This is a genomic window from Pseudomonas sp. ZL2, from assembly GCF_054788455.1.
Genome location: NZ_JBGOGX010000001.1, coordinates 213104 through 228324, shown reverse-complemented (window position 1 = coordinate 228324; position 15221 = coordinate 213104). Strand labels below are relative to the sequence as shown.

Sequence of the window (15221 nt, the reverse complement as noted above, 5' to 3'; positions counted from 1 at the left end):
CGCGGTGGTTCCCCCTCAGAACCACTCGTCGTGCATGCTCAGGCAGGTATCGTCACGGGCCGCGAGCAATGCCAGCTCATTATGGCAGCCCGGCACTTCCCAGGTCAGGAAATAACGCGCCGCCTGCAATTTGCCCAGGTAGAAGTCGCGATCGGCCGGGTTGCCGCGGGCCAGACCCTGTTCGGCACGGACCGCCTGCTCCAGCCAGCGCCAGCCGATCACGCAGTGGCCGAAGGCCTTGAGGTACAGCGCCGAGTTGGCCAGGGCAGTGTTGACCTGACCCTGGGCCAGATCAGCGAGCAGGCCCAGGGTCACTTCCTGCAGGCGGTCGAGCAACTGCTCCAGCGGTACCCGCAGGCGATCCAGGCTGCTGTGTTGGTGGGCTTGCTCGCAAGTCGTGGCGATCAGGCGGACCAGTTGCTTGAGCCCGGCACCACCGTTCTGCGCCAGTTTGCGCCCGAGCAGGTCCAGCGACTGGATACCGTGGGTGCCTTCGTGAATGGGATTCAGGCGGTTGTCGCGGTAGTACTGTTCGACCGGGTACTCGCGGGTGTAACCATGGCCGCCAAGAATCTGGATGGCCAGCTCGTTGGCCTTCAGGCAAAACTCCGAAGGCCAGGATTTGACGATCGGCGTCAGCAGGTCGAGCAGTTCCTGGGCCTGTTGGCGAACCGCTTCGCTCCCGCCGCTCTGAGTGTCATCAAACAGCCGCGCCGCGTACAGGCCCAGGTCGAAGGCGCCTTCGACGTAGGCCTTCTGGGTCAGCAGCATGCGTTTCACATCGCTGTGGCTGATGATCGGCACGGCGGCGGTGGCCGGATCCTTGTTGTCTGGCAGGCGTCCCTGCGGCCGCTGACGGGCGTACTCCAACGAATACAGGTAGCCGGCATAACCGAGCATCACCGCGCCCATGCCGACGCCGATGCGCGCCTCGTTCATCATCTGGAACATGCAGGCCAGCCCCTGGTGCGGCTTGCCCAGCAGATAACCGACGCACTGACCGTTGTCGCCGAAGTTCAGCGCTGTCGAGGTGGTGCCGCGCCAACCCATCTTGTGGAACAGACCGGCCAGCAGTACATCGTTGCGCGGGCCCAGGCTACCGTCGGCATTGACCAGGAACTTGGGCACGATAAACAGCGAAATGCCCTTCACCCCGGGCGGCGCATCCGGCAGTTTGGCCAGGACCATATGCACGATGTTTTCCGACAGTGGATGGTCGCCGGCGGAAATGAAAATCTTGTTGCCGCGCAGCCGATAGCTGCCATCGCCAGCCGGTTCGGCGCGGGTGCGGATATCGGCCAGGGACGAACCGGCGTGCGGCTCGGTGAGGGCCATGGTGCCGAAGAAACGGCCTTCGATCATCGGCTGCAGGAACAGGCGTTTCTGCTCGTCGCTGCCAAAGCTTTCAATCAGGTTGGCGGCGCCCATGGTCAGGAACGGGTAGGCCGTGGTCCCGGCGTTGGCGGCCTGGAAGTGGGCGAAGCAGGCTTGCGACAGCAGGGTCGGCAACTGCATGCCACCGGCTTCGAAGTCACGGCAGGCATTGAGAAAGCCGGCCTCAAGGAAGGCATCCACCGCAGGCTTAACCTCGGGAATCAACACGGCTTCGCCATTTTCAAAACGCGGCTCGTGCTCATCGCCTTTGCGGTTGTGCGGGGCGAAGTACTTTTCGGCGATGGTCCGCGCGGTGGCCAGGGCGGCGTCGAACGTTTCGCGGTTGTGCTCGGTAAAGCGCGGGCGTTGGGTCAGGGCCTCGGCGTCGAGCACTTCGTAGAGTTCGAAGGCCAGGTTGCGGGCGCTGAGCAGAGTCTCGGACATGGCGGCATTCCTGTCTGGGGATGGGCCGAGTCTAGGTAGTGACGTTGCTACTGCACAGCGAAATAGATGCGGGTGATGGCAGGGCACAAGGCGTTTGGGAATGTTCGTACCCTTGCTTCGGAGCCAGAGGGCAGATCTGTGATGCACGAGCAGGCTTAGATGGTCGACCCATTACCGAAGGCCGTAGCCATGACCACTAACAGCACCGCTTCGATGAGCCCTGACCTCCCTGATACCCCAGTCAGCGGGCCAATGTTCTTCGTCGTATCGATCAGAAAGATGATTGTGATGAACCTGTTCACCTTTGGTCTTTATTGGGCTTTTTGCCATTACCAAAGCTGGGCGCTCTACCGGCGGGAAACCGGGGAGCGAGTCTTGCCGCTGGTAAGAAGCATCTTCGGCATTCTGTTTCTTTACAGCCTGCTGAGCAGGGTCGATCGGCAATTGCACCTGTCTGGTCGAAGCTACAGGTGGTCGCCGTTCTGGTTGGTATGCGCCTTGATCCTGCTGACAGCGCTCTCGTTGTGGGCAAATCAGATGATGGAGCTGGCGCCGCTGCCGTTGTTGAGTGCGGTATTGGCTATGGATGTTTTGATACTTTGGGTGGTGGCCAGAGTTCAGGGGGCGATAAATACCTGCGTGGGCGACCCGAAAGGCCAGTCAAATTCCCGGTTGTCACTCCTGAACTGGGCATGGATGTCGGTTGGAATCCTGGTTTGGGTAGTACTGGTGTCTTTTCTCGTGGTTTTGCTGGCGGGGCTTTTCATCGTGACGTTTGCTGATGCCTGAGGCCTTCAGTCGTCAGCCTATGAATCAGCTCCCACTTATAACCCGGTATTGGTGGGGTGGGATGGATGCATTTTTTATTGTCTTGTATGTCCAGGGCAGTCTTCGTAGAGGTCAGATCCTCTATTACACCGACGCCCAAAACATGATCGGGTTGCTTCAGGATCATGGCATTTTCGCCAAGTGGCTCGCGGGTATGAGCTTCACCTTGCATCTGTCGATCATTGTCAGCTGTTTGCTGTTGTTGGCGGGGCGGAAGTCGGGGGTTTATCTCGGTTTGCTACAGATTCCATTTCGGCTGATGTTCATGGTGCCGTCCATTTCGATTCTATTGGTATGGGCAAAGCTGTCGCCAGCCTACAGCCTCTGGCTCATGCTTGTTTTGGTCATTGCTTCCGAGGTCGTGAAGGCGGGTAGCCTGTGGTGGCTGTTACATCATCAGCGTGCGAAATTTCTGGGCTAGAAAGCATCGCGGGCCAAGCCTGCTCCTACGTTGTAGGAGCGGGCTTGACCCGCGATAGAGGCGCCGCAGGCTATCAGCCGATAGTCATCAGGCTCGCGTTGCCACCGGCAGCTGCGGTGTTGACGCTCAGCGCGCGCTCGATCACCAGGCGCTCCAGGGCAATCGCGGTTTCACCCGACGACAGGCCGTGAACACCGACGATGGCACCGGCGCGCTTGGCCACCTGCTCGCACACGGCGCGCAGTTGGTCGGAGTCGCCGTGATGAAGGACGGCGTCGAACACCACTTCGTCCTTGTTCCAGTCGGCCACCAGCTGGATGCGCGCTTGCACTTCCTTCGGCAGACGATTGCGCAGGGTCTTGCTCAACTCGCCTTCCGGCCAGACAGCCGAGCTACCTACGGCCAGGACCGCGGCCAACTGGGTCAGCAGGTCAGCTTCGACCTCGGCCAGGCACAGCACGTGCTCGCGCGGCAGGATGGTGTAGCTGTTGCGCTCGCCAGTCGGGCCCGCCAGCAGGCGGCTGATACCGCTTTGCGATTGCTGGGCGAACTGTTCGCACAAGCCGCTCAGGTCGTTCAGCTGATTGCTCGCCGCCCAGGTTTTGAGGGCTTGCAGCGGTTTGCTCAGGCTGTCGCGCAGGCGGGTGTCCGGGGCGTTTTCGCCGTCGGTGCGCTGGAACGACTGCTCGATGGCGCCGGCCGGACGGGTCGACAGCAGGCGGTACAGGTACAGCGGGCCACCGGCTTTCGGGCCGGTACCCGACAGGCCTTCACCACCGAACGGCTGTACGCCGACCACGGCACCGACGATGTTGCGGTTGACGTAGACGTTACCGGCGTTGACGTTGTCGATGACCTTGGCAATGGTTTCGTCGATCCGGGTGTGCACACCCAGGGTCAGGCCGTAACCGGACGCGTTGATCTGCTCGATCAGCTGGTCGAGGTTCTTGCGGTTGTAGCGCACCACGTGCAGTACCGGGCCGAAGATCTCGCGTTGCAGCTCGTCGAAGCTTTCCAGTTCGATCAGGGTTGGCATCACGAAGGTGCCGCGCTTGATCTCTTCACCATCGGCGATTGCCATCTGGTACACGGTACGGCCTTTGTCGCGCATACCCTGGATGTGCTTCTCGATACCCGCCTTGGCTTCGGCGTCGATCACCGGGCCAATGTCCACGGCCAGGCGCTCGGGGTTACCCAGACGACTTTCAGCCATGGCGCCCTTGAGCATTTCGATGACGCGGTCGGCGGAATCTTCCTGCAGGCACAGTACGCGCAGTGCCGAGCAACGCTGACCGGCGCTGTCGAAGGCCGACGACACTACGTCGATGACCACTTGTTCGGTGAGCGCCGAGGAGTCGACGATCATCGCGTTCTGGCCACCGGTTTCGGCGATCAGCGGGATCGGGCGGCCCTGGGCATCCAGGCGGCCGGCGATGTTGCGTTGCAGCAGGCGCGCAACTTCGGTGGAACCGGTGAACATCACGCCTTTGACCCGATCATCACCGACCAGACGGGCGCCGACGGTTTCACCGCGGCCTGGCAGCAGTTGCACCACGCCTTCCGGAATACCGGCTTCGAGCAGCAGGCGCACGGCCTGGGCTGCGACCAGCGGCGTTTGTTCGGCCGGCTTGGCCAGCACCGGGTTGCCAGCGGCAAGCGCAGCGGCAACCTGGCCGCTGAAGATCGCCAGCGGGAAGTTCCATGGGCTGATGCACACCACCGGACCCAGTGGGCGGTGGGCGTCATTGCTGAAATCGTTACGTGCCTGCACGGCGTAGTAGCGCAGGAAGTCGACTGCTTCACGCACTTCGGCAATGGCGTTGGCGAAGGTCTTGCCGGCTTCACGGGCAAGCAGGCCCATCAGCGGCTGGATCTCGGCTTCCATCAGGTCGGCGGCACGTTCCAGGATCGCCGCGCGTTCGGCTGGCGGGGTGGCCTGCCAGATCGGCGCGGCGTTGAGGGCGCACTGGATGGCGTTGTCGACGTCGGTAACGGTGGCTTCCTGAACATGACCGACCACATCGCGCAGATCGGACGGGTTCAATACCGGTGCCGCTGCCTCGTTACTCGAAGCGCAACCGAGCATCGGCGCGGCTTTCCAGTCATTGTGGGCAGTGGCCAGCAGGGCGCAGGACAGCGAAGCCAGACGGTGTTCGTTGGCCAGGTCGATACCGGCGGAGTTGGCCCGCTCGGCGCCATACAGGTCGCGCGGCAGCGGAATGCGTGGGTGCGGCAGGCCGAAGTTGCCTTCCTGGGTGGCCATCTGCTCGATGGTGGCGACCGGGTCGGCGACCAGTTCCTGGATCGAGATCGACTGGTCGGCAATACGGTTGACGAACGAGGTGTTGGCGCCGTTTTCCAGCAGGCGGCGAACCAGGTAGGCCAGCAGGGTTTCATGGGTGCCGACTGGTGCGTACACGCGGCACGGACGGTTCAGCTTGCCATCGGCGACCTTGCCGACAACCTGTTCGTACAGCGGCTCGCCCATGCCGTGCAGGCACTGGAACTCGTACTGGCCCGGGTAATAGTTCTGACCCGCAATGTGGTAGATGGCCGACAGGGTGTGAGCGTTGTGGGTGGCGAACTGCGGGTAGATGACTTCTGGCACCGACAGCAGTTTGCGTGCGCAAGCAATGTAGGAAACGTCGGTGTACACCTTGCGGGTGTAGACCGGGTAGCCTTCCAGGCCTTCGACCTGGGCGCGCTTGATCTCGCTGTCCCAGTAGGCGCCTTTTACCAGGCGGATCATCAGGCGATGGCGGCTGCGGCGGGCCAGGTCGATGACGTAGTCGATTACATACGGGCAGCGCTTCTGGTACGCCTGGATAACGAAACCGATACCGTTCCAGCCGGTCAGTTGCGGCTCGAAGCACAGGCGCTCGAGCAGGTCCAGCGACAGCTCCAGGCGGTCGGCTTCTTCGGCGTCGATGTTCAGGCCGATGTCGTATTGCTTGGCCAGCAGGGTCAGCGACAGCAGGCGCGGGTACAACTCTTCCATGACGCGCTCGTACTGGGCGCGGCTGTAGCGTGGGTGCAGGGCCGAGAGCTTGATCGAGATGCCCGGGCCTTCATAGATGCCGCGGCCGTGGGAGGCCTTGCCGATCGAGTGGATGGCCTGCTCGTAGGACGCCAGGTACTTCTGTGCGTCATGTTCGGTCAGAGCGGCTTCACCGAGCATGTCGTAGGAGTAACGGAAGCCTTTGGCTTCGAACTTGCTGGCGTTGGCCAGGGCCTCGGCGATGGTTTCGCCGGTCACGAACTGCTCGCCCATCAGGCGCATGGCCATGTCGACGCCCTTGCGGATCATCGGCTCGCCGCTCTTGCCGATGATGCGGCTGAGCGAAGAGGTGAGGCCGGATTCATTGTGGGTCGAGACCAGCTTGCCGGTCAGCAGCAGGCCCCAGGTGGCAGCGTTGACGAACAGCGACGGGCTGTTGCCCAGGTGCGGCTGCCAGTTGCCGGTACTGATCTTGTCGCGGATCAGGGCGTCGCGAGTGCCTTTATCGGGGATGCGCAGCAGCGCTTCGGCCAGGCACATCAGCGCCACGCCTTCTTGGGACGACAGGGAAAATTCCTGCAGCAGGCCCTGAACAATGCCGGCACGGCCGCCAGCGCTCTTCTGGTTACGCAGTTTTTCGGCGATGCCGGCGGCCAGCTTGTTGGTGGCTTCGGCCATGGCGGCCGGCAGGCGTGCCTGCTCCAGCAGCATCGGCACCACTTCCGGCTCAGGGCGGCGGTAGGCGGCGGTGATGGCCGAGCGCAGTACCGATTGCGGCAGGATGCTCTCGGCGAACTCGAGGAAGCACTGGTGGGCGTGGTCGGCCTGGACTTCGCCGGCATCGTCGGCATGAATGCCTGGCTGACCGTTGAGTTCGGTCAGGGTGGCGCCACCCTCGAGCTTCTCCAGGTAATTGAAGATCGCTTGCTTGATCAACCAGTGCGGCGTGCGGTCGATGGACGTCGCAGCTGCTTTGAGTCGCTCACGGGTAGGGTCGTCGAGTTTGACCCCAAGGGTGGTCGTCGCCATTTCTTATCCTCATTATTGCCACAGGTTGTGGCTTAAGCTGGCGCCAAGATTATCCGTGCGCGAATTTGGGTGCAACCTAGTGCAACCCAAAATATGTAGGAAATAAGTGCTACTCGTCCGGAGGGTAAAACCACACAGCAAAAATGGCTGTTTGTGGTGCGTTTTCTTCTGATAACGGTGGTTCTTGCTCCGAAAGGGAGCAAAAAACGGCTGTTACGCAAAAAATCCGACGAGGTGCAACTTGAAAGTAAAAACAGGTTGCACCCTCTTTGCGTTGTTGCATAGGATTCGCGGCCTGGGTGCAACCTCCTCTGAGGCTGTCGCTACATAAAAACAAACGCCAGGGCGCAACAATGAGTGTAAGCAATCCAACCTTGATCACGTTCGTGATCTACATCGCGGCAATGGTGCTGATCGGCTTCATGGCCTATCGCTCTACCAACAACCTTTCTGATTACATTCTTGGCGGTCGCAGCCTCGGCAGCGTGGTCACCGCGCTTTCGGCCGGTGCGTCGGACATGAGTGGCTGGCTGTTGATGGGCCTGCCGGGCGCTATCTACATGTCGGGTCTGTCGGAAAGCTGGATCGCCATCGGCCTGATCGTCGGTGCCTACCTGAACTGGCTGTTCGTCGCCGGCCGCCTGCGCGTGCAGACCGAGCACAACGGTGATGCACTGACCCTGCCGGATTACTTCTCCAGCCGTTTCGAAGACAACAGCGGGTTGCTGCGGATCATCTCCGCGGTGGTAATCCTGGTGTTCTTCACCATCTATTGCGCCTCCGGCATCGTTGCCGGCGCCCGTCTGTTCGAAAGTACCTTCGGCATGTCCTACGAGACAGCGCTGTGGGCTGGCGCAGCGGCGACCATTGCCTACACCTTTGTTGGTGGCTTCCTGGCGGTGAGCTGGACCGATACCGTCCAGGCCACACTGATGATCTTCGCCCTGATCCTGACTCCGGTGATCGTGCTGATCGCAACCGGTGGCTTTGACACGACTTTTGCCGCCATCGAGCTGAAGGATGCGGGCAACTTCGACATGCTCAAGGGCACTACCTTCATCGGCATTATCTCGCTGATGGGCTGGGGTCTGGGCTACTTCGGCCAGCCGCATATCCTGGCGCGCTTCATGGCCGCTGACTCGGTCAAGTCGATCGCTAAAGCCCGTCGCATCTCCATGACCTGGATGATCCTCTGCCTGGTGGGTACCTGCGCCGTTGGTTTCTTCGGTATCGCCTACTTCTCGGCGCATCCTGAAGTGGCCGGTCCGGTTACCGAGAACCACGAGCGTGTGTTCATCGAGCTGGCCAAGATCCTCTTCAACCCTTGGATTGCCGGTGTTCTGCTGTCGGCCATCCTGGCGGCGGTCATGAGTACCCTGAGCTGCCAGCTGCTGGTGTGCTCCAGCGCCCTGACCGAAGACTTCTACAAGACCTTCCTGCGCAAGGGTGCCTCGCAGCTGGAGCTGGTCTGGGTCGGTCGCGCCATGGTGCTGCTGGTGGCCGTGGTTGCCATCCTCATCGCTTCCAACCCTGAGAACCGCGTACTGGGCCTGGTCAGCTACGCCTGGGCAGGCTTCGGTGCCGCCTTCGGTCCGGTGGTGCTGATCTCGGTCCTGTGGAAAGGCATGACCCGTGACGGCGCACTGGCCGGTATCCTGGTGGGTGCGATCACCGTTGTGGTGTGGAAGCACTTCTCCATCTGGGGGCTGTACGAGATCATCCCGGGCTTCATTCTCGGCGCCCTGGCGATCTACTTCGTCAGCCGGGCCGGCAACCCGTCGAAAGGCATGGTGTCGCGCTTCGAAGCTGCCGACGAGGCGTTCAAGGCCGGTCGCTGATCGGCTGCTGAGCTTCGCCTGACAACGGCCCGGCCTCGCAAGAGCCCGGGTCGTTGTCGTTTTGGCGGCCCGTGCCTGACGCCGCCCGCATGACAAGGTAAACTGCGCGGTCTTGCAGGAGTTGCCATGAACTATCGTCACGCCTTCCACGCCGGTAACCACGCCGACGTCTTCAAACACCTTGTGCTGACCCGCCTCATCGCTTTGATGTCGCGCAAGGAACAGCCGTTTGCCTACCTCGACACCCACGCAGGCCTCGGGCTTTATGACCTGCAGGGCGACCAGGCGACGCGTACCGGCGAGTGGCTGGAAGGTATCGGCCGTCTCTGGGGGCGCGACGACCTGCCGGAGGTAACCGCAGATTACCTGCGCATCCTGCGCAAGATGAACCCTGACGGCGAGCTGCGCTACTACCCGGGTTCCCCGGAGCTGGCCCGGCGCCTGGCCCGCCAGCAGGACCGTGTGCTGCTCAACGAGAAGCACCCCGAAGACGGCCGCCTGCTCAAGGACAACATGAAGAAGGACCCGCGCGTCGCCGTGCACCTGGGCGAGGGCTGGCATGTACCGCGGGCCTTGCTGCCAGTGCAGGAAAAGCGTGCAGTGATGCTGATCGACCCGCCGTTCGAGCAGGCCGACGAGCTCAAGCGCTGCACCCAGGCGATGAAAGAGACCATCAGTCGCATGCGCCAGACCGTCGCAGCCATCTGGTACCCGATCAAGGATCAGCGCCAGCTGGTGCGTTTCTACCAGGACCTGACCAGCACCGGTGCGCCGAAGCTGCTGCGGATCGAGCTCTATGTGCATCCGCAGGACAGCCCGCAGGGCCTTAACGGTTCTGGCCTGGCAATTGCCAACCCGCCATGGGGCCTGGAAGAAGAGCTGCGTGCGCTGCTGCCGTGGCTGGCTCAGGTGCTGGCGCAGACCCAGGGTAGCTGGCGGATGGATTGGTTGATCGCCGAGTAACCGCTGTAGGAGCGGGCTTGCCCCGCGATGCGGTATGTCTGAATGTATGCAATCGCGGGGCAAGCCCGCTCCTACGCTTTGCGTTATAATCCCGCGCTTTGGCTGCCGCCCGCCCCAACGGCCCGCGCGCATATTTACAGATTGAAGAGGCTAGACCCTTGGCATTGACGATTCTTGGCCTGTCCGGCGCCCTTAGTCATGACCCTTCCGCGGCCCTGTACATCGACGGCAAGCTGATTGCCGCCGCTGAAGAAGAGCGCTTCGTGCGCGATAAACATGCAAAGAACCGCATGCCCTACGAATCGGCGAAGTTCTGCCTGGAACAGGCCGGTATCAAACCGTCCGACGTTGACGTGGTAGCGATCCCGTTCGCTCCGATCAGCCTGTTCGGCAAGGCACGCTGGCACTACGCCAAGCGTTATTGGTATGCCCCGGACCGCGCCCTTGACGCGATCCTGATGGGCAACCGTCGCTACAAGCGCTACCGCAAGAAGATCGTCTGGTGCCTGGAGCAGCTGGGCTTCGACCCGAAAAAGGTCAAGATCGAGCCGGTCGAGCACCACCTGGCTCACGCCTCCAGCGCCTACCACTGCTCCGGCTTCAAGGAGAAGACCGCGATCCTCGGTATCGACGGTAAAGGCGAATACGCCACGACCTTCTTCGGCTACGGCGAAAACGGCAAGATCCACAAGATCAAGGAATTCTTCGATCCGGACTCGCTGGGCGGTCTGTATGGCGCGATCACCGAGTTCCTCGGCTTCGAAATGCTCGATGGCGAGTTCAAGGTCATGGGCATGGCGCCTTATGGCGATGCCAGCAAGTACGATTTCTCGCGCCTGGCCTCGTTCGAGAACGGCGAGCTGGTGATCAACACCGACTACGCCAACGTCATCGGCTTGCGTCGTTATAAAGAGAAGGGCAAAGGCTTCTACTTCTCGCCGAAGCTGATCGAGTGGCTGGGCCCGAAACGCGAAGGCGACATCGCCGACGAGCCGTACATTCACTACGCCGCGAGCATGCAGGCGCTGTTCGAGAAGCTCGCCCTGCAGATGATCGACCACTACCTGGGCGACATCCTCAAGGAGACTGGCAAGCTGGCCTTCGCCGGCGGTTGCGCGTTGAACGTCAAGCTCAACCAGAAGATCATTGCCCGTCCTGACCTCAAGGAGCTGTTCGTCCAGCCGGCTTCCGGCGACGCCGGTACTGCGGTCGGTGCTGCTGCCTATGTGTCTCACGCCCGTGGTGTGCCGGTCGAGAAGATGGAACACGTCTACCTCGGCCCTGCGTACTCCAACGAAGACGTGATCGCCGCCTGTGCCCGTCACGCGAGCCAGCCGAAATGGCGCAAGCTGGAGAACATGCCCGAGCAGATCGCCAAGATCATGGTCGACGGCAACCCGGTGGCCTGGTTCCAGGGCCGTATGGAGTTCGGTCCGCGCGCCCTCGGCGGTCGCTCGATCATCGGTTGCCCAAGTGTGGAAGGCGTTGCCGACCGCATCAACCACCAGATCAAGTTCCGCGAGCGCTGGAGGCCTTTCTGCCCGTCGATGCTCGACACCGTTGCCCCGCAGATGATCAAGATCGATCACCCGGCGCCGTTCATGACCTTCACCTTCGAAGTGGCCGAAGAGTGGAAGACCCGCGTGCCGGAAGTCGTCCACGAAGACGGCACCTCGCGGGCCCAGGTGCTCAAGCGCGAGTACAACCCGCGCTACTACGACATGATGAAGGCGCTGGAGACCCTGACCGGCAACGGCGTGTCGCTGAACACCTCGCTCAACCGTCGTGGCGAGCCGATGATCTGCTCGCCGACCGATGCGCTGAACATGTTCTTCGGCTCGGACCTGCAGTACCTGATCATGGAAGACATCCTGGTGGTCAAGGACGGCGCGGACACTTATGACGTCCAAGGCTGAAAAACGCGTCCTGCAGTTCTGTCATGGCTATGACGGTCCGTTTCTGGACTGCGCGCGCCAGTATGCCAGCCTGTTCGACGGCAGCGGCTATAAGGTCACCACGGTGTTCCTGACTGGCGCAGCCGACCCTCAGGTAGCGGCCGGCTGCGCCTCGGACGAAGTGATCTTCCTCGAGTTCAGCTCCAAGGCCATCCGTGGCCTGAAGCTGGGGGCGATCCGCGCATTGCGGCGGATCGTCGCCAGTCGCCAGTTCAGCTTCTGCATCGCGCACCGCTTCAAGCCGATCTATATCGCCTTGCTCGGCAGCCGCTTGCCGGTGATCGGCGTGCACCACGCCTTTGGTGACTACCTGCGTGGTAGCCGCCAGCTGTTTGCCAACCTGTTCAGCAAGCGCCTGAGCCTGCTCGGTGTTTCTGATGCGGTGCGCGACGACATGCGCAAGTGCCTGCCCAAGTGGCCGCTCGAGCGTATCCAGACCCTCTACAACCGCATCGACATCGAGGCGCTGCAGTCCAGCCAGGTACCTGCCGCGCAGGCGCGCGAGGCGTTGGGCCTGGATCAGCAGGCATGGATTGTCGGCAACGTCGGCCGCCTGCATCCGGACAAGGACCAGGCCACCTTGCTGCGTGGTTTTGCCCAGGCCCTGCCGCAACTGCCGGCCGGTGCTCGGCTGGCAATCCTCGGCAAAGGCCGTCTTGAGCAAGCGCTCAAGGCTCAGGCCGCCGAACTGGGAATTGCCGCGCAAGTGGATTTTCTCGGTCAGGTACCTGACGCCCGTCGTTACTTCCGTGCCTTCGACGCCTTCGCCTTGAGCTCCGACCACGAGCCGTTCGGCATGGTCCTGCTCGAAGCCATGGTCGCCGGTGTGCCGCTGCTGGCCACGGCTTGTGGCGGCGCGGTCGAGGTGGTCGAAGGTGTTGGCATCCTGTTCCCGCTGGGCGACGCCGAGCGCCTGGGGCAAGGCTTGCAGCACCTGGCCGCGCTGGACGAAGGGCAGCGCCAGGAATGTGCCGGGCGCATGCTCGAACGCCTGCGTGAGCGTTTCTCCGATGCCGCGGTGCGCGACGCCTTCTGGCAACTGCCGCACGTTCGTGCACTGACGGCGGAGGCCTGATGCTCAACCATATTCAAGGCTGGCGTGAGCGCGGCTGGACGCAGATCGATGCGCCTGCCTACGCCCAAGCCTGGGAAAAATTTGGTGGCAGTGTCGCCACTCATCCGCTGGTGGTCGAGCAACTGGCTGACCTGGCGCAAATTCCGGTGCGTTACCTGGGCTGGGAGCGCGACGGCGAGCTCAAGGCCGCGATTCCTACCTGGGGCCGCTACCTGGCGCTGTCCAAGGATGTGCTCAAGCGTCAGGGTAAAAAAGGCCTGTATGACCTGGGCAACGCCGAGCTGATCCTGCCTGCCGCCGCCGATGCCCAGGCGCCGCTGCGGCACGCCGGGCGCTATCTGTCCGAGCTCAATCAGGGTCGTTTTGCCCATCTCAAGCCGCAGACCGAAGCGCTGGCCATGGCGCGTATGCCGGAAGACCTGTCGAAGAAGTTTCGTTACAACCAGCGCCGCGAACTGCGTTTGCTGGAAGAGGCGGGCGGTCAGGTACGGCCGGTCACGGATTTCTCCAGTGCTGAACTTGCCGCAATCTACTGCGACCTGTTCCAGCGCCGGTGGGAGTTCCCGGCTACCGGTGCCGAACGCATGGCCGAGGTGATCGAGCGCCTGCGTGAGCTGTTGATCGGGTCGGTGCTGTTTCTTGACGATGCACCAATTGCCATCCAGTTGGTCTATCGGGTCGAAGCGTCGGAGTGGATCAGCGTTGAATACATCAACGGTGGTGTCGACCCGCAAACCAAGGCATTCAGCCCTGGCAGCGTACTGAGCTTCCTCAATACCCAGGCTGCCTGGGAAGACGCCCGTGCGCGCAACAAACCCCTGCGTTTCTCCTTCGGTCGTGCCGATCGCGAGTACAAGGACCGTTGGTGCAATCCCGTGCCGGTGTTTCAGGTGTGAGTCGCAAGCAGCAGTTGCTCAAGCGCCACCGGCGCAACAAGCGCCTGGGGCTGCTGGTCGGCCTGCTGGTACTGCTCGCCCTGGGCATTTTCGTTCAGTGGTGGCTGCCGCTGCTGTTGTTGCCGCTGCTGTGGGTAGCCCACGAGGCATGGTTTGCCGATCACCTGTTCTACTCTCCGGCCGAGGACTATCAATATCAGTTCCCGCCAGATTGCGTGGCGCATTCGGCCGAGCTGGTCGATGGCCTTGTGCACCTGCAGTCGCCGCTGCAGCTGGGCGGTGACGAAACGCTAATCCTGCAGGTGCGCCTGAAGGGTAGCTGGCTGGGGCGTTTCCTCGATCCTGCGGTAAGCCTGGGAAGTGAAGACGTTCAGACTTTCGAGCGGGGCGTAAACGGCCTTCGTTACCTGAACCTTACCGGGCTTGCCGAACCGCTTACGGCTGGGCGCCTGCGCCTGCGTGGGCGCTACTGTCGACTGATGGGTGAGGCGCAGCTGTGGGTTGCACCTTGCGCTGACCTGCGCCAGCGCCGGGTGATGGTGATCGCACCCCATGCCGACGATGCCGAACTCGCGGCGTTTGGCCTCTACAGCCAGGCTGAGGAAACCTGGGTGGTGACCTTGACTGCCGGCGAAATCGAAGCCGAACACTATCAGCAAATGGGTCTGGAAAAGTCCGAAGCTGCGCGCCTTAAGGGCCGTTTGCGGGCCTGGGACAGCATCGCCGTGCCACGCTGGGCAGGTGTCCCGGAGTCGCGTTGTGTGCAGCTTGGGTACTTCTGCCTGCAGCTCCCGGCCATGCAGGCCGCGCCTGCAGAGCCAATGGCTTCGCGAGAAGCCGGGCTTGTCGATACCCGCCTGTTCCGCCAGTTCAACCCGCTGTCCCTGCCGGGTGACCAGGACGGTGCGCCGACCTGGAACAACCTGCTGGCCGATTTGCGTGCACTGTTGCTCAAGGCCCGGCCGCAGGTGCTGGTGATGCCGCACCCGACCCTCGATCCGCACCCGGACCACATCTGCGCCCAGGCTGCTGTGCTTGAGGCGCTGCAGGGCCTGGAATGGCAGCCTGAAACCCTGTTGTGTTATGCCAACCATTTGCACGACAACGACCGCTGGCCCATGGGCGATAGCGGTGCGGGTATTGCCTTGCCGCCGCAACTCGAAGCGACCCAGGCCTGGACGCCCTATAGCCTGGTGCTGGGCCTGCCAGCCCAATGCGACAAGGCCATGGCCTTGGGCATGATGCATGACCTGCAGCCGCCTGCACCGTTCAAACGCCGCCTGCGCCGCCTGTTGCAACGCTGGCTGGCCGGGCGTCGGCCTTCGCCTTATGGCGAGAACGAGTTTTTCCGCAAGGCTGTGCGTCGACATGAACTGTTCTGGCGTCGTGACCTCTGATCA

10 protein-coding genes are annotated in these 15221 nt (G+C 62.2%); 8 read left to right on the top strand and 2 right to left on the bottom strand.

The genetic code is table 11. The features are described from left to right. Window positions 1–15 precede the first annotated feature (15 nt). The gene (locus ABM562_RS01000; protein WP_233673550.1) at window positions 16–1818 is read right to left on the bottom strand and encodes an acyl-CoA dehydrogenase; all 1803 of its coding nucleotides are present in this window, start codon (window positions 1816–1818) and stop codon (window positions 16–18) included. Between the two features lie 189 nt (window positions 1819–2007). Here ABM562_RS01000 and ABM562_RS00995 point away from each other — a divergent pair, with 189 nt between their 5' ends. Continuing rightward, window positions 2008–2607, top strand: coding sequence for a hypothetical protein (locus ABM562_RS00995; protein ID WP_460420502.1), 600 nt, complete (start codon window positions 2008–2010; stop codon window positions 2605–2607). A 61-nt stretch (window positions 2608–2668) separates the two neighbouring features. Further along, window positions 2669–3067 carry a hypothetical protein gene (locus ABM562_RS00990; RefSeq protein ID WP_148708575.1) on the top strand — a complete coding sequence of 133 codons (399 nt, stop codon included), beginning with the start codon at window positions 2669–2671 and terminating at the stop codon, window positions 3065–3067. Between the two features lie 73 nt (window positions 3068–3140). Here the strand turns inward: ABM562_RS00990 and putA are convergent, their stop codons facing one another. Then, a complete protein-coding gene (putA, locus tag ABM562_RS00985; protein WP_115089182.1) occupies window positions 3141–7094 on the bottom strand; it encodes a trifunctional transcriptional regulator/proline dehydrogenase/L-glutamate gamma-semialdehyde dehydrogenase in 3954 nt (1317 codons plus the stop codon). Window positions 7095–7447: 353 nt separating this feature from the next. On the opposite strand from putA, the gene putP reads away from it, so the two are divergent. From putP to ABM562_RS00955, 6 genes are all read left to right on the top strand, one after another. Continuing rightward, complete coding sequence (putP, locus tag ABM562_RS00980) at window positions 7448–8932, top strand: sodium/proline symporter PutP (RefSeq protein ID WP_115089180.1); 1485 nt, start codon at window positions 7448–7450, stop codon at window positions 8930–8932. 126 nt (window positions 8933–9058) lie between these two features. After that, window positions 9059–9895 (top strand): 23S rRNA (adenine(2030)-N(6))-methyltransferase RlmJ, encoded by an 837-nt coding sequence (locus tag ABM562_RS00975; protein ID WP_115089178.1) that lies wholly within the window; start codon window positions 9059–9061, stop codon window positions 9893–9895. Between the two features lie 158 nt (window positions 9896–10053). Then, window positions 10054–11811 (top strand): carbamoyltransferase family protein, encoded by a 1758-nt coding sequence (locus tag ABM562_RS00970; RefSeq protein ID WP_460420499.1) that lies wholly within the window; start codon window positions 10054–10056, stop codon window positions 11809–11811. Continuing rightward, window positions 11795–12925 carry a glycosyltransferase gene (locus ABM562_RS00965; RefSeq protein ID WP_460420497.1) on the top strand — a complete coding sequence of 377 codons (1131 nt, stop codon included), beginning with the start codon at window positions 11795–11797 and terminating at the stop codon, window positions 12923–12925. The genes ABM562_RS00970 and ABM562_RS00965 overlap by 17 nt, the downstream gene beginning before the upstream one ends. Beyond that, window positions 12925–13821, top strand: coding sequence for an antimicrobial resistance protein Mig-14 (locus ABM562_RS00960; protein ID WP_115089174.1), 897 nt, complete (start codon window positions 12925–12927; stop codon window positions 13819–13821). The genes ABM562_RS00965 and ABM562_RS00960 overlap by 1 nt, the downstream gene beginning before the upstream one ends. Then, window positions 13818–15218, top strand: a complete 1401-nt coding sequence (locus tag ABM562_RS00955; protein WP_115089172.1) for a PIG-L deacetylase family protein — start codon at window positions 13818–13820, stop codon at window positions 15216–15218. The genes ABM562_RS00960 and ABM562_RS00955 overlap by 4 nt, the downstream gene beginning before the upstream one ends. Window positions 15219–15221: the final 3 nt, after the last annotated feature.

Coding starts and splice junctions, on each gene's coding strand:
- ABM562_RS01000 (WP_233673550.1), bottom strand. CDS start 1,818: ATGTCCGAGACTCTGCTCAGCGCCCGCAACCTGGCCTTCGAACTCTAC.
- ABM562_RS00995 (WP_460420502.1), top strand. CDS start 2,008: ATGACCACTAACAGCACCGCTTCGATGAGCCCTGACCTCCCTGATACC.
- ABM562_RS00990 (WP_148708575.1), top strand. CDS start 2,669: ATGGATGCATTTTTTATTGTCTTGTATGTCCAGGGCAGTCTTCGTAGA.
- putA (WP_115089182.1), bottom strand. CDS start 7,094: ATGGCGACGACCACCCTTGGGGTCAAACTCGACGACCCTACCCGTGAG.
- putP (WP_115089180.1), top strand. CDS start 7,448: ATGAGTGTAAGCAATCCAACCTTGATCACGTTCGTGATCTACATCGCG.
- ABM562_RS00975 (WP_115089178.1), top strand. CDS start 9,059: ATGAACTATCGTCACGCCTTCCACGCCGGTAACCACGCCGACGTCTTC.
- ABM562_RS00965 (WP_460420497.1), top strand. CDS start 11,795: ATGACGTCCAAGGCTGAAAAACGCGTCCTGCAGTTCTGTCATGGCTAT.
- ABM562_RS00960 (WP_115089174.1), top strand. CDS start 12,925: ATGCTCAACCATATTCAAGGCTGGCGTGAGCGCGGCTGGACGCAGATC.